The organism is Collinsella sp. TM10-22 (assembly GCF_003466125.1).
Lineage (GTDB): Bacteria > Actinomycetota > Coriobacteriia > Coriobacteriales > Coriobacteriaceae > Collinsella.
Genome location: NZ_QSOC01000002.1, coordinates 185497 through 204767, shown reverse-complemented (window position 1 = coordinate 204767; position 19271 = coordinate 185497). Strand labels below are relative to the sequence as shown.

The following is a 19271-nucleotide window of genomic DNA, read 5'->3' as shown; positions in this document are numbered from 1 at the left end:
CAACACGAGGCCTCGGCTTTTTTATCGAACAAATACTTAAGATTTGGGACAAACAAACCTGATTAATTTGTCCCGCGTGCGGGCGCTAGGAGCGCGTTTCCATCTTGGCGTGGCACTTGGGGCAGGTGACGCGGATTTTGCCCTTGCCCTTGGGGACGGAGAGCATCTGGCCGCAGTTGGGGCACTTGAGGTATGCCGTGGTCTTGCGACCCTTCCACATCTTCTTGGCCGTGCGCTTGGCGCGCTCAAAGTCTTCCTTGCTCGTTCCGGCTGCACGCGAGGCGCCTGTCGCTGAGGTGCCGCCGCCCAAACTGGCGACGAACTTGCCTAGGCCGGGGACGTTTGCGGTCACGGCGACAAAGGCCGCGTTCTCCTTGCGGCGCGCGTCGATGTTTTTGGACAGGCCGCGCAGCACGCCGAGCACGATCACAGCGATGGCGATCCAGCTGAGCCACTGGATGCGGGCCATCGATCCGATCATCGCGATGACGATGCCGGCAAAACCCATCACGATGGTGAGCTCGTCAGCACCATTGCGACCCTTCATAAAGTCATTCATGCAAATTGCCTTTCGTTCGATATGCTGCACGCCTTTATACCCGATTTAGAGCAAGGGGGACAGGTTAATCTGCGCCAATGTGGCGCAGACGTACCCGTCCCTGATGCACCATGATGGTGTAATGCAACCTGTCCCCTTTGCATCAGTTACTTGGCGAGCTTGTCGACGACGCGTTCGATCTCGGCGAGCTTAGCGGCTTTGAGGTCTTCGTCGCCCGATTCGATTGCCGAAGTCACGCAGCCCTCAATATGCGCCTTGAGCACGTCGGCGTTAATGCGCGCGAGGAGCGCCTGTGTGGCCATGAGCTGCGTGGAGATATCGACGCAATAGCGGTCCTCCTCGACCATCCGCAGGATGCCATCAATCTGGCCGCGCGCCGTCTTGAGCATGCGGGTCACCGATTTATGGTCTGCCATCATGGCGGGTCCTCGTTTCTGGTCGGGGGGGTACGTGCGGGTCGTTACGCGGCGGTCACCGAAAGGGCGTGGAACTTCTCGCCGGCGCCCTCGACGGCGGCAGCGAGCTGCTCGGCGGTCACGGTGTCGGCGCACTCCACCTGTACGGTCTGAGTCTCGTGGTCGGCGTCGGCGTCGGTCACGCTTGCCACGTTGAGCAGTGCCGTCTCGACAGTGGCGTCGCAGTGGCCGCACATAAGGCCGGAAGTCTTAATTTTGTAACGCATGGATATTCCTCTCTGTTGTGTCGGCTTTCCCAGGCACCCGACCTTGACCTTCAAGCCGTCGCTCGCGTACCAAAGTACGCGTCGCTCCTCTTTCAGGTCAATCTCGGGCACCCGGAAAACCCGTTCTAAATGGACGTAATAGTGATCCTATTTTGCCACTTTGGGCTTAAAGGATTTCAGGCGCAGCGCGTTGCTTACGACACATACGCTCGACAGGCTCATGGCCGCGGCGCCAAACATCGGCGAGAGCTGCCACCCGGTGAGCGGGAAGAACACGCCCGCGGCGAGCGGAATGCCGATACCGTTGTAGAACAGTGCCCAGAACAGGTCCTGCTTGATGTTGCGGATCGTGGCGCGCGAAAGCTCGATGGCGCGGGCGACGTCCATGAGGTCGCTGCGCATGAGTACCACGTCGGCGCCCTCCTTGGCGATGTCGGCGCCGGTGCCGATGGCAAGGCCCACGTCGGCGCGCACCAGGGCGGGGGAGTCATTGATACCGTCGCCCACCATGGCCACCATGCTGCTCGCGTCCTGCAGTTCGCGCACGTGGCGTTCCTTGTCGGCGGGGAGGACGTCGGCAATGACCTGTTCGCTGCTCAGCCCCACGCGGCGGGCGATGGCCTCGGCCGTCACGCGGTTGTCGCCGGTGAGCATGCGCACGTCGACGCCGAGCTTGCGGAGCGCGGCGATGGCCTCGGCACTCGTTTCTTTGACCTCGTCCGCCACGGCGATGGTACCAACGAGCTCGCCGTTCTTGGCAAAGAACAGCGGCGTCTTGCCCTCGGCAGCGAACTGCTCGGCAAGACCGGCGGGCACGGTAACGCCCAACTCGTCCATCAGGCGCATATTGCCGGCGGCGATGGCGTTTTGCCCCTCGCGTGCCGTAACGCCGCGACCGGGCGCAGCGGTAAAGTCCTCAACCGCGCGAGCGACAATGCCGCGTGTCTCGCACTCGGCCATAATCGACTCTGCCAGCGGGTGCTCGCTCTGGCGTTCCAGCGCAGCGGCAAGCTTCAGCAGCGCCTTCTCACTCGCCGCGGGTGACCCGTCAGCGCGCGTGGCTACCACGATATCGGTCACGGCAGGCTTGCCGCGGGTGACCGTGCCCGTCTTATCGAGCGCCACGGTGCCCACGCTGCGCAGGTTCTCCAGCGCCTCGGCGCTCTTGAACAGAATGCCCATCTCGGCGCCCTTGCCGGTGCCCACCATAATGGCGACAGGCGTGGCCAGGCCCAGTGCACACGGACAGCTGATCACCAGCACGGCCACGGCGGAGGTGAGCGCTTCGTTCACGCTGCCGGTCAGTGCCATCCACGCCGCAAAGGTCGCGGCCGAGATCACAAACATCACGGGCACGAACACGCCGGCGACCTTATCGGCCATACGGGCGATGGGCGCCTTGGTGGCGTTGGCGTCCTCAACGAGCTTGATGATTTTGGCGAGCGACGTGTCGGCGCCCACACGCGTGGCGCGGAAGGTAAACGAGCCCGTGCGGTTGACGGTGGCGGCGTTGACGGTGTCGCCGGCGGTCTTCTCCACGGGGATGGACTCGCCGGTGAGCGCGCTCTCGTCCACGGCCGAGCTGCCCTCGAGCACCACGCCGTCGACGGGGATGGACTCGCCGGGGCGCACGCGCAGGACCTGGCCGGGAAGGATGCTGTCGACGTCGACGGTGGTTTCGGTGCCGTCATCGGCAACGACGGTCGCGGTCTTGGGTGCCAAGTCGATGAGCGCCTCGATGGCGCCGCCGGTTTTGGATTTGCTGCGTGCCTCGAGGTATTTGCCCACGGTGACGAGCGACAGGATCGTGCCCGCACTCTCAAAATACAGGTTGTCCATGCCCGTCATCATGGCCTCGTGGACCTGACCCGCGGCCAGCTGGTCGGCCATGATGAACATGGCGTAGAGCGACCAGGCGATGGACGCGGTGGCGCCAACGGCGATAAGGGCATCCATGGTTGGCGCGCCGTGCGCGAGCGATTTAAACCCGTTGATAAAGTATGCGTCGTTGACGTAGACGATGGGGATGAGCAGGACGAGCTCGGTGAGGGCGAGCGTCATGCTGTGGGTATGGTCGGTGAAAATGCCGGGCAGAGGCCAGCCGAGCATGTGCCCCATGCCTATGTAGAACAGCGGGATAAGGAAGATGATCGAGATGATGAGGCGGGTGCGCATGGCGGAGGCAGTGGCCTCTAGCTTTTTGGTGGGCGACTCCATATGGGCGGCGCCGGTCCTGGCTTGTGCGCTGCCGCTTGGGCCGGCGTCGCCCGCGTCGACGGGCGAGGCCGAGTACCCTGCGCGATCGACAGCGGTGCAGATATCGTCGGGGGCGACCTGTGCGGGGTCGTAGTCGACCAACATGGAGCCGGCGAGCAGATTGACCGCGACGCTCTGGACGCCGCCGAGCTTGCTTACGGCGCGGTCCACATGCGCCTGGCAGGCGGCGCAGGTCATGCCGCCCACATCGAACTTATCTTGAGCCATGGCTTCTCCTTTCTGTGACGTAGTGTCATGAATGTTAACCTAGAGATACTATACACCCATACCCCCTGGGGGTGTCCACTGGAGATTGAAATGTATGACATTCTGGTATTGGTCGAGGTGATAGCCAGGTCGGCGGACCGTAGCCGGTCTAATGTCTCAATCTGTAACAACTAGACCCGTTTTTGTCGAGTAACTGTTACAGATCGAGACATTGCATCGAGCCACAGCTTAACGTCTCAATCTGTAACACCTAAGGACCGTTTTTTCTGATAGATGTTACAGATCGAGACAGATCGCCCGCGGCCAACTCAAATGTCTTGATCTGTAACATCAAGAGAGGTTTTTGACCCCTTACTGTTACAGATTGAGATGTTGTCTCGCGGGGCTGGGGTTTGTCTCGTTCTGTAACATCTAGACCTGTATCTGCCGAGCTAATGTTACAGATTGAGACAATTGCCGGGGAGGGGCCCCGCCGCGGCAAGGCGCCCGCTGCCTAGATGCAGAATCCGGGAATCACGCAGGTTCGCTTGTTTGGCTTTTCCGCAGGCGTTGCGTACGTAAAGACGTCGCCGTCGTGCCCCACGCGGTTCATATAGAGCGTGCCTTCGCTCTCCGATGTGTCGGGGCTCACCGTGCGCTCCCACCAACAGGTGTCCTTGCCCTTCCACTGGCGGACCATCGTCTCGTTCGTGGAATACGGGCTTACCTTGAGCTCGCGGAAGAGCTGATACTCCTTGCCCTCGCCGTTGTAGATATCTGCCAGGTAGTGAAAGTCCTCGGTAAATGACTCGGGTGGCTGATTGCCGCAGAGCTCGACCATGGCGGGCAGCCAAAGGGTTGCGGGCAACTCGCTCAGACACGATGCACTGTTGGCGGCGCCGACGTTGTTCGAGATCTTCTTGACCGGACTGATAACCGATTGCAGTTCCTTGGGAAGCAGCTTAATGCCGTCCTCATCGAGCCATGTGCGTAGCTCGCAGTCTTTCCAGCCACCGTTGAGCGGGTGCTCTGAGGCATCGCGCTCGGCAATACCTGCGTCAAAGATAAATGACAGACCGGCCTTGCCGTTGGTATCCGCCAGGTCGTCGTGAAGAATGCCCACGAGTTGCGCCCCGACCTCCAGCCCGTTGGTGAGCGTAACGCGCTTGGCACTCGGGTAGGGAATATGGCCGTCGTCGTCGAGCAGATGATAGCGCTTGGCAATCTTGCGAGCTTCGGCGTTGCTCTTCGCCGTCTTGATCTTGAGCGAAATCTCCTGCAGCTGATCCCAGGTGTAGTCGTCAAGTGAGCTGCGGATGCCGTCGAGGTAGTCGGGAATGCCAAAGCCATGAGTGGCGGCGCCGATGACGCCGAGTCCCGCGACGGCAGCGGCAACGCCGCCGATGATAAAGCGCCGGCGGGTCATGGTGTCGCGTTGAGCCTGCTCCAGGATTTCTTGTGCGCGTTCAGCGGCGACGTCGACTGTAAGATGGGTGCCGGCATCGATATCGACCGCGGTCTCGTTGCCCATGCCTTCGCTGTCTTTGGATTCGGCGGTGGGGAGGTAGGACGAGAGCACCTCGAGCATCTGCTGCTCGGTGGGACGATCGCACTGCTCGACTGAGATGCCTTTCATAATGATCTGGACGAGCGCTTCGTCGTCATTGCATCGCGGCTCGAGCGGCGCTGGCTTGGTCTTGGTCTTTATGAGGTAGAACGAGCCGGTTGCCGCGGCACCCGTCGACTCGACATCGAACGGCTTGCGACCGCTGTAGAGCTGGTACAGAATGCTCGATAGCGCATAGACGTCGATGGCGGGCGAGCGGCGAAGGGCCGCGATGCCTTCGATATCCTGCGTGAGCATCTCGGGCGCGGCGTATGCGGGCGTGGCAAAGCGCCAGATGTCGGCGCGCCGGGTGATCGTGTCGTCGCCGAGGGCCATGGTCGCGGAGCCCATGTCGATGAGACAGGGGTCAAAGGAGCAATCGGCGATCTGTTGCTCGAGCGTTCGACTGGTGGTGCAGAACATGATATTGGAGGGCGACAGGTCGCGATGGACGACCGGGTTAACGAGCCCTTGGGTCATCAGGAGTGCGCGAAGCACGGCGTTTCCAACGGCAGCCACCATCTGGGTGGTCAGCCCGCCCGAGGCGTCGTGCGGAAGCAGGGGCAGCGCCTGCTTGAGCGAGGTGCCCTCGACCCACTCCATGAGGATGAGCGGGTCATCCTCGCACGATCCGTAGCCATAGACGCGCGGAAATCCGCGCAGGTGCGAGACGGTACACAGATGACGGTACTCCTCGAACAGCGCGGCGGTGTTGGCCAGGTGCGCAGCTGCTTGCTCGGCGGAGCGATCGGGCATCTGGTCGGAAAGGATGGCGTTGTCCTTGAGCAGCTTGACGGCAAAGACCTCGCCGCTCGTGTTGGTCGCGCGCAGTACCTGTCCGATATTGCCGTCGCTGCGATAGGGCGTTTGGAGGATAAGCGTCATGAAACGGCGCTTGGCATCGTCTTCCGCGCTCGGATTGACCGCCACGGCGGTGTCGAATGTGTCGAGACGGATGAGTTTGCTGCCACGAACGGGATCCATAGTGTTCACAACGTTCCTTTGTTTATAGGGGTTGGCCGTATGCTCATACTAAAAGTACGGACATCGATAGAACCTATGATAGACGGCTCTGATGAAAAGTGAATGTTCATTGTCGCAATTATTGCGTGCAGCACGACGCAAACGGCGGAAAGGCGGAGGACGATTGGTCGCCGTCCGCCTTTCCGCGCTAGTCCACAATGACAAGGAATGTCGTGTAGAGGCCCAGATGGAGCCTGTCGCTGTTTTCGATTTCCACCGGGGGATAGACTTTGCCGGGCTCTCGTTGGTCGCGGGGCGGCTCAATCACAATATCGCCGTCGCCCGCGCCCGATTCGAGCACTGTGCCGTTGGTCGACCCAAGGCCCTGGGCGTACCAGTGCCCGCCCTCGAGCCAAATGCGGAGATGCTCGCGCGATGCATCAGCGCCTACATCGGTGATGCTGGGCGAGGTTTTGGGCAAGGACCCAATTACCGTGCCGCGCGGATCGCGTGTGAGGGGATGGATTTGCATGTCGGCGCAGTTGTCGGCATGGGTTCTGAGCAGACCGAGGTTGGGGGCGACAGTGCGCGGCTGCTCCAGGCTGCTCATAAAGCCACGTCCGACGGTAGTTTCGGTGGTGCCAAAGTGCCCGCCTGTCTTGCTGTCGCAAAAGCGCTCGACGGTGGCCACGCCTTGGATGGGGTCAGCGAGCGCCCCCGTTGCCACAAAGAGCATAAGGTAAAGCGTGCCCTTCTCGCGCACGGTATTGCCGTCAAAGTTGTCGATGTGATTGAGGGCATTTGCATATAGGCGGCTGTCCAGCTTGTAGCTGGCGAGAGCTGACATCATTTCGTTGGCTGCCGGACCACGATAGTGCTCGGCGATTGCCTGATAGGCGGACTCGCCGCCGCCGAGCTTGCTGCAGATTGCCGCGGAAATGTTGAGCGTGGTGACGGTAAAGTCGCTGTAGATGGCGGGTGCGTACTGGTCGGGCTCGCGATGGACGATGTAACGGGTGAGATACGAGCGGTTGGAAGAGCATTTCTCGAGCAAGGTGCTGCCGAGATAGGAGTTTCCATTGATAAGCATTCGGGCGATTTCGAGATGCTTAAGACCGCCGAACGAGCGAATATCGTTATAGAGGACCGAGCAAGGCGTCTCTGCTGCCACGGATACCTCCTTTGATTGCTTCCTAGCCAATATGGCGATAGGAATTAATGCCCCCCCGGTGGGCCACGTATTAAAGGGCTGCGCAATATATGGCGTAACCAAAGCAACATTATAGACCACATGTTCGAAATTGCAGGAAGACTGAGAGATTTGGTTTGGACTGGACGGAAATTCCCCTCTGTCTTGATCTGTAACAATTGGGACCGATTTTGCTGCGTAACTGTTACAGATTGAGACGTTTGTGGGCCGTGTCGACCGTTTGTCTCGATCTGTAACACGTAGAGGAAGATTTGCCCTGTAGATGTTACTGATTGAGACAATCGGCCCAGACTCGCCCGTCCGCCTCGTCATCTGTGGTTTACGTGGGGGCATGCGAAGCACGGGTATACTAACCGCGGCGAATCTGCTCCATCGCTTAGAGCTGCTGCGTCTGGACGGCGCGTGATAGGGCTGCCAAAGCGATCGCCAGCGTGCTGAGCAACGTCCTCTCTGTGCGCACCTATTTTTGTATGTATTAGCGCACTACCAAGCACGCCCGCGCGGCCGCATGCCGTGCCCATTGCGCGTGCAGATAAGGAACAACAACATATGCGTAATTCTGTATCCGACGTCACCGACGCCGAGATTCTGGACGAGGCCCGCGAGGCCATGAGCCAGGCTGCCTTCGATGCTGCCGACGAGGCCAATGCAGCCGAGGCCGTCGAGTCCGCTACCGAGAGCCTGCCCGCCTTTGACGAGCTGGGACTTTCGGACGAGATGCTCCGTGCTATTGAGAACCTGGGCTATACGGCGCCCACGCCTGTTCAGGCCGGTTCGATTCCCGTGGTGCTCGAGGGTCGCGACTTGCTTGCCGCCGCTCAGACCGGCACCGGCAAGACGGCCGCCTTCTTGCTGCCGACCATGAACAATCTGGAGCACATCGCTCCTCCCAAACCCGTGCGCGAGCGCGGCGGCCGCAACCGCCGTCGCGGTGCTAAAAAGCCCGAGGGCAACGGCCGCGGCCCCGTGATGCTCGTCATCACCCCCACGCGCGAGCTCGCACAGCAGATCGACGAGGTCGCGAGCAAGATCGCCGACGTCACCGGCCATGTCGCCGTGACCGTCGTGGGCGGCGTGAGCTACAAGCCGCAGACCGCTGCCCTCAAGTACGGCTGCGACATCCTGGTCGCCACGCCGGGCCGTCTGGTCGATCTGATCGAGCAGGGCGCCTGCCACCTGGACGAGGTTAAGGTCCTGGTGCTCGACGAGGCCGACCGCATGCTCGACATGGGCTTTTTGCCCGCCGTCCGCCGCATTGTGCGCGAGACGCCGGCCGAGCGCCAGACGCTGCTGTTCTCGGCGACCCTCGACGAGGAGGCCGTGGGCGAGATCACCGACCTGGTGAGCGATCCGGCCCGCGTGGAGATCGCGCCCGCCACGTCGACCGCCGACACCGTCGACCAGTTTGTGTTCCCGGTGTCCATCGAGGCCAAGAACAACCTGCTGCCCGAGTTCCTCAAGAAGGAGGGCCCGGAGCGCACCATCGTCTTTATGCGCACCAAGCACCGCGCCGACAGCTGTTGCCGTCGTCTGGAGCGTAAAGGCATCAAGGCTGCCGCGATTCACGGCAACCGTAGCCAGGCCCAGCGCGAGCGCGCGCTTTCTGCCTTCCGCGACGGTACCGTCGACGTGCTGGTGGCAACCGACGTGCTTGCCCGCGGCATCGACATCAGCGACGTGCGCTACGTCGTGAACTTTGACGTGCCGGCAGAGCCGACCGACTACATCCACCGCATTGGCCGCACGGGCCGCGCCGGCGAGCTGGGCTGGGCTATTACGTTTGTGACCGAGCAGGACGTCGATGAGTTCTACGAGATTGAGAAGCTCATGGACAAGACCGCCGACATCTACGAGGCCGGCGACCTGCATGTGGGTCCCAACCCGCCCGCGGTTGACCCCGAGCGCGACCCTGCCGCCTTTAAGGTGAAGAAGAAGACCAAGCGCGGCAAGTCCAAGAGCAAGAAGAAGCTTGAGCAGGCGCGTCGCGACGGCAAGCGCAACGGCGACGATTACGGCGATGTGGCCGGTCGTTCCAACCGTGGTCGCGACGAGCGTCGCGGCGACGGCGAGCGTCCGAGCCGTCCCAAGCGCGGCGGCAAGACCCGCGTGCGCGAGGGCGTTCAGGCTCGTGTGGACGAGGCTGTGGAGAGTGTGGCTCGCGAGGTGGCTTCCGAGGAGCGCGGGGGTGCTGCTGCCGTCGAGCAGACCCCGCGCGGCAACCGTGCCGAGCGCCGTGCCAAGCAGTTCCAGGGCGAAGCGCACCGCCGTCGTCGTGAGGACGAGGACCGTGGCGGTCGTCGCCGTGTTGAGCGTGAGGACGAGGGCCGTGGTTCGCGCGGCGGCAAGCGCGGTGCGGGCGACCGCCGTCGTTCCGGTCGTGATGACGAGCGCGGTGGCCGTGACGAGCGTCGCGGCGGCGAGGGTCGCGGTGAGCATGGCACCCGCAGCGGTGAGTCCCGTGGCGGCAAGCGCTTTGAAGAGCGCGGTGGCCGCGGCGGCGAGCGTCGCGAGGGCGCTCGCGGCAATGGTGGGCGCAGCGGCGCTGGGCGTTCCGGTGAGTCGCGCGATCGTCGCGATCCGCGTGCCAGCCGCGATCGTCGCGATGACTGGCGCAACTACGACGATACCCGCGAGGAGCGTCGCGGCGGCTACCGTGGTGGTCGCGGCGGCAACCAGGCCGGTTCCCGTGGCGGCCGCGCCGGCGGTCGCGATAACCGTGGCAGCTATGGCAACAGCCGTGGCGGCAAGCGCGGCGGCAACTCCCGTCGTCCCGGCGACGGCGGCGGCAAGCGCAAATAACATACGCATCGCACGCTAGCGTGAGACAAGCTAAGGGCCCCGAGCAACTACGCTCGGGGCCCTTTTTGGTGCAAAGGGGTCAGAGCAAGGAGTGTCCCTGGGTGCCGGCAGAAAAGGAACGTCCCTAAGTGCCGCATAGCTACCGTTTATCGGAGAATAAATACCGTTCACCGGTCATAATGATTATTCTGCTTTGGGCTTGTCTACAATAGCTTTCGTAAAAAGAAATGCGGAAGGTTACCGAGTCCCTCGGACGTGGGCCTAACCAAAGTCTTTGAACGGATGTGTCTCTATGGATGCATTCGCTTGATTTTGGTTGGGCTATATTTATGAAGGGACATGCCGCCATGGGTTTCTTTTCTCGCCTGATGGGCGGTTCGGATGAGCAGAAGACTGCAGCTTCCGAGTTCGAAATCCTCGCTCCCGTTTCCGGCGAGCTTGTTCATCTAGAAAATACCAATGACCCTGCTTTTAGCAGCCGCGCGGTGGGCGATGGCGTTGCCGTGGTTCCCCAAGAGGGAGCGGTGTGCGCTCCTGTTTCCGGCACCGTCGCGGCGTTGTTTCCGACTGAGCACGCGCTGGGCATCATGTCCGACGACAGCTCTGCTCAGGTGATGCTGCATATCGGAATCGACACTGTTAAACTTGAGGGCAAGGGCTTCCATGCGCTCGTTGCTCAGGGTGACCATGTCGACGCGGGCCAGCCCCTCGTCGAGGTCGATTTCGACGCGGTTCGCGCCGCTGGCTTCGACCCCACGGTCTTCGTTATCGTGTGCGAGCGCTCGGAGAACTCGACTCTTCGTGAGCGTGCTTCCGGCCCTGTTGCTGTTAAAGAGCCTGTCGTCTGGCTTTCCGAGTAAATTCTTGTGGTGGGTACCGTGGTTATCAAGCGAGTTTTCAACAATAACGTCGCAATGGTCACTTCGGACGATGGCTCCGAGCTCATCGTCATCGGCCGAGGCCTCTGCTTTGGCCGCCATGCCGGTGATATCATCGACGAGGCGTCGGTCGAAAAGACCTATGCGCTGCAGGAGGGTACCTCCCAGGATTCTCGTACGATTGACCGCTTGGCACATCTTTTGGAGTCCATCCCCACCGTTAACCTCGTGATTTCCGAGGACATTGTTCAGATGCTTCGTCGAGAGCTCAATGTTGATATCAATGACAAGATTCTCATTGCTCTCGCAGATCATATTAGCCTCGCCCTTGATCGCGAGCGCAAGGGCATTCCGTGCGAGAACCCGTTGCTGCTCGAGATCCAGCAGTTCTATCGCAAGGAGTATGCGCTTGCGGGCCGTGCCCTTCAGATTATCAAGGATTACCTGGGCATCGAGATGAGCGAGGAGGAGCAGGGCTTCATCACCTTGCATATCGTCAACGCTACCATGCCGCAGCGCTCTGACCGTCTGATCGTTTCGGTCCAGCTTGTTCGCGACGTGCTCGCGATTGTTTCCGAGCACTATGCCACGACCCTTGACGTCGCCTCGTTACCGTACGAGCGTTTCGTTCGCCATCTGCAGTTTTTTGCGCAGCGAGCGCTCGATCCCGCGGCGGGGCAGGTCAATGGCGACGCGCTGCTCCGTATCGATGAAACGGTGTATCCGAGGGCGTTCTCGTGCGCGGAGTCAATTGCCGACCGCTTAGCGTCTACCTATAACGTTGTCGTTACCAATGCCGAGAAGAGTTATCTCGCATATCACATTGTTAACCTGCTTGGAGAATCTGGTCTCTAGGCATAACGTGTCCGCACATCGATTGATATAAGACAAGGCTCATGGTCTTGTCCAGGGCACACCTGTCTTAATTTGCGGAAAAGAAAGGGGAGTATCGCTATGACCGCAAAAAAGAAGTTCAATTTCAAAGCGCCGTTGGAGGTGTTCGCGAAGTCGATCGTTCAGCCGATGATGTATCTCTCGGTTGCCGGCATCCTGCTCATCGTGGGCATCATTCTGACCAACAAGACCATCTGCGCCGTGGTCCCCGTGCTGGGCTCCGGCCCGTTCCAGCTTGTGGGCACCGTTGTCTATCAGTCGCTGATGTTTATCATCAACAACCTCTCGATTCTGTTCTGCGTGGGCATCGCCGGCGCCATGGCAAAGAAGAACAAGGGCCATGCTTCGCTTATCGCCCTGATGTCGTTCTTCCTGTTCCTTCAGGCCAATAACATCGTGCTCAACGCCACCGGTTCTCTTGCCGAAACGAGCGGCATGCTCGGCCTTACCGGAACCGGCCAGAGCACCGTTATGGGCATCCAGGTGCTCGATACCGGCGTGTTTGGTGGCATCATTCTTGGTTGCATCACCGGTGCCGTGTTCAACAAGTACTCGAACAAGCAGTTCCCCATTGCCCTTTCGATGTTCTCGGGCGTTCGCTTTCCGTTCCTGATCATGATCATCATTTCCTGGATCATGGGCGCTGGCTTCTGCATCGTTTGGCCTCCGGTTCAGGGTGCCATCTCCTCCGTTGCCGGCATCATTAATGAGTCGGGCAACATCGGTCTGTTTATCTACGGCATGCTCAACAAGCTGCTCGTTCCCACCGGTCTGCACCACCTCATCTACACCCCGTTCCAGTTCTCCGATGTGGGTGGCACCCTTACGCTGGGCGATCAGGTTATCGCCGGCGCCTATCCCATCCGTGTCGCCGAGATGGCAATGACGGGCCAGCCCTTCTCCGATAGCACGTATTTCAACAGCTACGCCTTCAACAACCTGTGGCCCTACATCGGCATCGGTCTCGCCTTTATCTTCACCGCCTACAAGCAGAACAAGGACAAGACCAGGGCTGTCATCATCCCGCTGATCATCACCGCCGTGCTTTCCTGCGTGACCGAGCCCATGGACTTCCTCTTTGTCTTTGCTGCCCCTGTGCTCTTTGTCGTCCACTCGATTCTTTCCGGCGTCTTCCTGGTTCTTCTTAAGGTTCTCTCCGTGCCCGCTTCGACTGCAGGCGGCATCATCAACATCGTTGTTTCCAACCTGGTCCTTGGTGTCGATAAGACCAACTGGCCGGTCATGCTGGTGCTTGGAGTTCTCAACGCCGCTCTGTACTTCTTCCTCTTCACCTTCCTTATTAAGAAGCTCAACCTCCACACGCCTGGTCGCGAGGAGGAGTCCGAGCTCGCCGAGTCCGTCGCCGAGGGCGAGGCCGCCGCGTCTGTCGCGGTGAAGCAGGGCGCTGTTGCCGCGGCTCCCGCAGAGGGCGTCGATGCGGGCATTGCCGATCTGGTCGCAGGTCTTGGCGGCAAGGACAACATCGAGGAGCTCGAGAACTGCTTTACGCGTCTCCGCGTGAACGTTAAGAACCCGGATCTCATCGATGAGAACCTCATCAACCACGTGCCCAACAGCGGCATCAACCGCAACGGCAATAATATCCAGATCATCTTTGGCATGAAGGTCGCCGAGATGCGCGACAAGGTCGAAAACGCAATTGAGAAGGAGCAGTAAACAATGATCATTACTCTGTGTGGTGGCGGATCCACCTTTACCCCCGGCATCGTCAAGTCCATCGCTCTGCGCAAGGACGAGCTCGACGTTGACGAGATTCGTCTGTACGACATCAACGAGGAGCGCCAGCGCAAGATTGGCGTGCTCGTGGACTGGATTTTGCACGAGGACCTTGGCCTGGACATCAAGCTCACGGTGACCACCGACAAAAAGACGGCTTTTAACGACGCGAGCTTCGTGTTTGCCCAGATGCGCGTGGGCGGCTATGCCATGCGCGAGCAGGACGAGAAGATTCCGCTGCGTCACGGCTGCGTGGGCCAGGAGACCTGCGGCTGCGGCGGCCTTGCCTACGGCATGCGTACCATCTTCCCCATGGTCGAGCTGATTGACGACGTTGAGAAGTACGCCAAGAAGGACTACTGGATTCTCAACTACTCCAACCCTGCCGCCATCGTCTCCGAGGGCTGCCGCGTCCTGCGCCCCAACGCTCGCATCATCAACATCTGCGACATGCCGATTGCGATCATCGACGTGGTTTGCGCCGCGCTCGATATCGACAAGAAGGACGTCGAGTACGACTACTTTGGCCTCAACCACTTTGGTTGGTTCACCTCGATCCGCCACAAGGGCGAGGAGGTGCTCCCGCAGCTGCGCGAGTACATCAAGGAGCACGAGATTCTGCTGCCCGATTCTTACCTCAAGGGCATGAGCTCGCTGATGTCCAAGAAGCCCGAGGAGGCCACCGACGAGCATCCCGAGCAGAACCGCCACACCAAGGGCAGCTGGTACTACGTCTGGAAGGGCGAGTACGAGATCATGGAGTGCTTCCCGGAGTACCTGCCCAACACGTATCTGAACTACTACCTGCAGCAGAAGGAGTTCGTCGAGCATTCCAACCCCGAGCGCACCCGTGCAAACGAGGTCGAGGAGACGCGCGAGAAGAACCTCTTTGATGGCATCGACCATTACGAGAAGACGGGCGAGATCGACGAGAGCACGTTCTATGCGGGCAGCCACGGCGACTGGATTGCCGATCTGGCCATCGCTCTGAAGAACGATACCAAGCAGCGCTTCCTGGTCATTTGCGAGAACAAGGGCGCTATCCCCAACATGCCCTACGACGCCATGGTCGAGCTGCCTGCCTACATTGGCAAGAACGGCCCCGAGGTCATCAGCCGCGACAACATCCCGCTGTTCCAGCAGGGTCTTATGATGCAGCAGCTGAACTCCGAGAAGCTCATCGTCGAGGCTACGATCGAGGGTTCGTACGAGAAGGCGCTCAAGGCCTTTACGCTCAACAAGACCGTGCCTTCGATGAAGGTCGCCAAGGAGGTTCTCGACGACATGATCGAGGCCAACAAGGGTTACTGGCCCGAGCTTCGCTAAAGACAGAAGGTCTCTGGCACAAAAGAGCCGCTGACCGTAAAACTTGATCAATGCCCTGTTCGCGTGTTTGCGCGGACGGGGCATTGCCGTTTTGCGCAAAGGGTTGATATGGGGGTGGGCAGCGCCGTCGCATCGAGATTGCCCGAGCCCTGCTGTGCCCAGGCGACGCGGTGATTCTGGACGAGCCCTTTACCGGTCTAGATACCGCTGCGCGCGACGCATGCGCCGAGGTCATGCTCGACTTGCTCGACGGTCGCATCCTGTTGCTTGCCACGCACGATGCCGTCGACGCTCAGGCCCTCAATATCTCGGATATCATCACGCTCTAAATACTTACTCAGCAACAAAATGATCCGTTTTTTCTCCGTCCCCATGGGGTCGGGTATGGTATTCTATCTGCGGGGTAATACTTTGGAATACCAAGTAATACCAACGCCGTAGAAACAAACTCCAGATGCGGGCCAATCGGGTTGCCTTCACAACCCGTCGCCCAGCCGCGTGGCCCGCATCTATCCGCACCACCGTCGTTTCAAAAAGGAAGCGCCATGGCAGAACACATGACCCCGGTTGTCGCGAAGGTCTTGCCCGAGGAAAAGGCGGCCTTCGCGGCGGCAACCCAGCTCGTGGGCACCACGCCGTCCAACGCCATTCGCATGTTTATCGCTGCGTTCAATCGCTGCGGCACCTTCCCGTTCGACATCTCGCCCAACGGGGCTTTTGGCACTGCGCCCGATTCTCATCAACAATGACTGTCCCAAACTGCCGGCACTTGGGGACGTTCCTTTTCTGCCGGCAGTTAAGGAACGTCCCTAAGTGCCGGGTTTTGAGGAGGTTGGCATGCTCAATGCGATGATTTGGGCGCTTGCCTGTTTTGGCGTTGTCGCGGCAGATATTGCCCTGAGTGTGGTTTTGTTCTCCGCTCTGGGCGTCGCATCGGTGTTCATGGGCTTTTCGATTGACGACCTCGATATTCAATTGCTTCAGGCTGCCGCGCAGACGGCGTCGTTTTTGATGGCGCTGCTGTGGTGGCGTTATCTGTGGCCGCGCTCGTTTATGGCGCGCTGGCAGGGCGAGCGCCCGCTTGGCGGGGGAGCAGGCAAAGCATGGAGGCGCATTGCCTGCGTTATCGTGATCGGCTTGGCACTGCAGGTGGTCGTTGGCTACGTGACCGACGCCGTGCTGTCGCTGTTACCGGAGGCCGCGGCCGACTACAGCGAACTTGTCGAGGAGACGGGCATGGGTGACACGAGCTATCCGGCCGTCCTGACCACGGTGCTCGGCGCTCCGTTTTGCGAGGAGCTGCTGGTGCGCGGTATCATTTTTGAGTTTTCGCTCCGATCGTTTAATCCGCAGTGCCGCCCACTTTGGAAGCGCCGGCGTCGTGCGGGTGCGCAGGACGGCGCTATGGTGCCCTGGGCGGCCCCGAGCACGTGGGGTATCGCCGCGGCGGTCGTGCTGCAGGCGGCGATCTTCGGTTTTATGCACCTGAACTGGGTGCAGGGCTGCTATGCGGGCGCTGCCGGCCTCATTTTTGGCTCGGTGCTCGTGACGACCGGAAAGCTCCGCTACACGATCCTGCTGCATTTTGCCTTTAACGCCGGGTCGTATCTCATGACGTTGCTCTGGTTTGTGAACACGCCGTTCGACGTGATAATCACGGTCGCGATCGCCGGCGTGATCCTGGTGGAGGCAATGCACTCGCTGCGCCAAGCGTGCCAGCAGAGCACTGCGACCACATCTACCGCATTCCTGCACTAATTGCGGCGTCCGCCTCCGTTGGCGCCCTGACGCCCCTGAGCTGCACGGTTGCGGCCGGCGGTGTTCTGCGCACGCGACATGCCGCCGTGCCCCTTGCTGCCCTTGGGGCCCTTGCCGGCGCCACCGTGGGCCTTGCCGCCCTTCTTGCCGGTGCCGTGTCCGCCGCTAGCAGACGTCTCGCCCGGGCGCGGCGGCACGGGACGGATTAGGCAATGCTTGGTGTAGCCGATCAGGTCACGACGCCCGGCCTTTTCCAGCGCCTCGCGCACCAGCTTGTAGTTCTCGGGCTTGCGATACTGGATGAGTGCGCGTTGCATGGCCTTCTCGTGCGGGTCGCGCGCCACATAGATTGGCCCCATGGTGCGCGGGTCAACGCCGGTGTAGTACATGCACGTCGACATGGTGGACGGCGTGGGGTAGAAGTCCTGCACCTGCTCGGGCATATAGCCCATGTCGCGCACAGCCTCGGCAAGGGCCACGGCTTCCTTCATGGTTGAACCGGGGTGGCTCGAGATCAGGTACGGCACCACATACTGCTTGAGTCCGTATTCGCGGTTCAGGCGTTCAAATTTACGGCAGAACGCATCGTAGACGGCGCGGCTCGGCTTGCCCATCACACTCAGCACCGCATCGCTCACGTGCTCGGGCGCTACACGCAGCTGGCCCGAGACGTGATGTTCCAGCAGCTCGCGCAAAAACTCGTCCGAGGTGTCGGCCATGGTGTAGTCAAAGCGGATGCCGCTGCGGACGAAGACCTTCTTGACGCCGGGAAGCTGGCGCAGGTCGCGCAGCAGCTGCGTGTAGCCGCTCTCGTCGACCACCATGTTCTTGCATACGCTCGGCCACAGACAGCGCTTGTTCTTGCACACGCCGTGCTTGAGCTGTTTGTCGCAGGCAGGACGGCTAAAGTTGGCCGTCGGTCCGCCCACGTCGTTGATGTAGCCCTTAAACTCGGGGTCGCGCGTGAGCAGCTCGGCCTCGCGCATGATCGAATCGTGGCTGCGCATCTGCAGCACGCGGCCCTGGTGGAAGGTGAGCGCGCAAAACGAGCACTCGCCAAAGCAGCCGCGGTTAGAGCTGATGGAAAACTTGATCTCGGCAAAGGCAGGCACGCCGCCTGCCGCGTCGTAGTCGGGATGCCAATCGCGTGCGTAGGGGAGCTCTGCCACCTCGTCCATCTCGTCAGTGGTGAGCGTCGCCGAAGGCGGGTTCTGCACCACATAGACGCTGTTGGGGTAGGGCTCTACCAGGCGATGTCCGGTGATGGGGTCCATATTCTGCTGCTGCACGTTAAAGCTGCGCGCGTAGTTGAGCTTGTCGGCGGTAAGGTCGTCCCAGCTGGGCAGCAGGTCGTAGTCGTAGACCTCGTCGAGCGAGCTGGTGCGGTAGACGGTGCCATTGATATAGGTAATCTGGTCGACGGGCAGTCCTGCGTCGAGCGCGTCGGCGATCTCGACGATCGCGTGCTCGCCCATGCCGTAGATGAGGATGTCGGCGCCCGAGTCGAGCAGTACCGAGCGCTTGAGCTTGTCCTGCCAGTAGTCGTAGTGGGCCAGGCGGCGCAGACTCGCCTCGATGCCGCCGATGATGATGGGGGCGTCCTTGAACGTCTGGCGGATGAGGTTGCCGTAGACCGTAACGGCACGGTTGGGGCGGTGACCCTCCTCGCCACCGGGGGTATAGGCGTCGGTGTGGCGGCGGTGCTTGGTCACCGAATAGTGGTTGACCATGGAGTCCATGTTGCCGGCACTGACGAGAAAGCCCAGGCGCGGCTCGCCGAGCACGGTGATGCTGGCGGGATCGGTCCAGTCGGGCTGGCAGATGATGCCCACCTTGTAGCCATGCGCGTCGAGTACGCGGCTGATGATGGCCATACCAAAGCTGGGGTGGTCCACGTAGGCGTCGCCGCAGATGTAGACAAAGTCGCACTGGTCCCAGCCACGTGCATCCATGTCGGCGCGACTGACGGGTAGGAACTTATCGCGGCCCGGACGCCAGGGGCGTGAGGGCGCTGCCTGGGTGTGCGCGGCCCGGGTGGCGGGGGCGGCCGTGACCTGCGCCTTACCGCCGCGCTTTTGCTGCTGGCCCTGTTTGCCCTGCTGACTGCGCTGGTTATTCTGAGCGTGCTGAGGCTTTTTTGCCACGATCCCTCCCGGTGTTTGTATGCTGCACGTAATTGTAACCAGTCTTTTTGGGACGGGGCTAAAAAGACTGGTGGAGTACATGAGCTGGCGGATCGGCGCGTCGATGCGGGTGTCGGCGCCTCTCCCGCCGTATGTTTCCAGACTGTGTATCTGCGCGTTGGGGGCCCGTCTCGCTCGCACGCCATGTTGTCAATGGGTTACAGTATGAACGGCGGCAATGTCTCCGCCAACGCACGAGAGGGTCGTCAACAA

14 protein-coding genes and 1 pseudogene are annotated in these 19271 nt (G+C 60.8%); 8 read left to right on the top strand and 7 right to left on the bottom strand.

Translation table 11 applies throughout. The features are described from left to right. Positions 1-85: 85 nt before the first annotated feature. The 6 genes from DXD94_RS02830 to DXD94_RS02805 all read right to left on the bottom strand — a co-directional run bounded on the left by DXD94_RS02830 (position 86) and on the right by DXD94_RS02805 (position 7444). Positions 86-559 (bottom strand): hypothetical protein, encoded by a 474-nt coding sequence (locus DXD94_RS02830; protein WP_117763177.1) that lies wholly within the window; start codon positions 557-559, stop codon positions 86-88. 146 nt (positions 560-705) lie between these two features. Continuing rightward, positions 706-978, bottom strand: coding sequence for a metal-sensing transcriptional repressor (locus DXD94_RS02825; protein WP_117763176.1), 273 nt, complete (start codon positions 976-978; stop codon positions 706-708). A 41-nt stretch (positions 979-1019) separates the two neighbouring features. Continuing rightward, positions 1020-1241, bottom strand: coding sequence for a heavy-metal-associated domain-containing protein (locus tag DXD94_RS02820; protein WP_117763175.1), 222 nt, complete (start codon positions 1239-1241; stop codon positions 1020-1022). 147 nt (positions 1242-1388) lie between these two features. Next, entirely contained in the window at positions 1389-3725 is a 2337-nt protein-coding gene (locus DXD94_RS02815) for a cation-translocating P-type ATPase (RefSeq protein WP_117763174.1), read from the bottom strand. A 493-nt stretch (positions 3726-4218) separates the two neighbouring features. Further along, positions 4219-6294, bottom strand: coding sequence for a DUF6273 domain-containing protein (locus DXD94_RS02810; protein ID WP_117763173.1), 2076 nt, complete (start codon positions 6292-6294; stop codon positions 4219-4221). A 187-nt stretch (positions 6295-6481) separates the two neighbouring features. After that, positions 6482-7444 (bottom strand): FHA domain-containing protein, encoded by a 963-nt coding sequence (locus tag DXD94_RS02805; RefSeq protein WP_158564780.1) that lies wholly within the window; start codon positions 7442-7444, stop codon positions 6482-6484. A 588-nt stretch (positions 7445-8032) separates the two neighbouring features. Here DXD94_RS02805 and DXD94_RS02800 point away from each other — a divergent pair. The 8 genes and pseudogenes from DXD94_RS02800 to DXD94_RS02770 all read left to right on the top strand — a co-directional run bounded on the left by DXD94_RS02800 (position 8033) and on the right by DXD94_RS02770 (position 16875). Then, positions 8033-10282, top strand: coding sequence for a DEAD/DEAH box helicase (locus DXD94_RS02800; RefSeq protein ID WP_199568355.1), 2250 nt, complete (start codon positions 8033-8035; stop codon positions 10280-10282). A gap of 347 nt (positions 10283-10629) precedes the next feature. Next, on the top strand, positions 10630-11142 hold the full coding sequence (locus DXD94_RS02795) for a PTS glucose transporter subunit IIA (RefSeq protein WP_158564779.1): 513 nt from the start codon (positions 10630-10632) through the stop codon (positions 11140-11142). Between the two features lie 18 nt (positions 11143-11160). Next, complete coding sequence (locus tag DXD94_RS02790; RefSeq protein ID WP_117763236.1) at positions 11161-12015, top strand: PRD domain-containing protein; 855 nt, start codon at positions 11161-11163, stop codon at positions 12013-12015. A gap of 99 nt (positions 12016-12114) precedes the next feature. Then, positions 12115-13731 (top strand): PTS transporter subunit EIIC, encoded by a 1617-nt coding sequence (locus DXD94_RS02785; protein WP_117763170.1) that lies wholly within the window; start codon positions 12115-12117, stop codon positions 13729-13731. Positions 13732-13734: 3 nt separating this feature from the next. Next, complete coding sequence (locus DXD94_RS02780) at positions 13735-15117, top strand: 6-phospho-alpha-glucosidase (RefSeq protein ID WP_117763169.1); 1383 nt, start codon at positions 13735-13737, stop codon at positions 15115-15117. A 125-nt stretch (positions 15118-15242) separates the two neighbouring features. Then, a pseudogene (locus DXD94_RS09635) lies at positions 15243-15446 on the top strand (hypothetical protein); the annotation flags it as partial. A gap of 216 nt (positions 15447-15662) precedes the next feature. After that, complete coding sequence (locus tag DXD94_RS02775; protein ID WP_117734431.1) at positions 15663-15866, top strand: hypothetical protein; 204 nt, start codon at positions 15663-15665, stop codon at positions 15864-15866. A gap of 64 nt (positions 15867-15930) precedes the next feature. Next, complete coding sequence (locus DXD94_RS02770; RefSeq protein ID WP_117763168.1) at positions 15931-16875, top strand: CPBP family intramembrane glutamic endopeptidase; 945 nt, start codon at positions 15931-15933, stop codon at positions 16873-16875. On the opposite strand, the gene DXD94_RS02765 is transcribed toward DXD94_RS02770, so the two are convergent. Then, on the bottom strand, positions 16872-19019 hold the full coding sequence (locus DXD94_RS02765) for a YgiQ family radical SAM protein (protein WP_233540300.1): 2148 nt from the start codon (positions 19017-19019) through the stop codon (positions 16872-16874). The two genes, DXD94_RS02770 and DXD94_RS02765, sit on opposite strands and share 4 nt — an antisense overlap. Between the last annotated feature and the right edge of the window lie 252 nt (positions 19020-19271).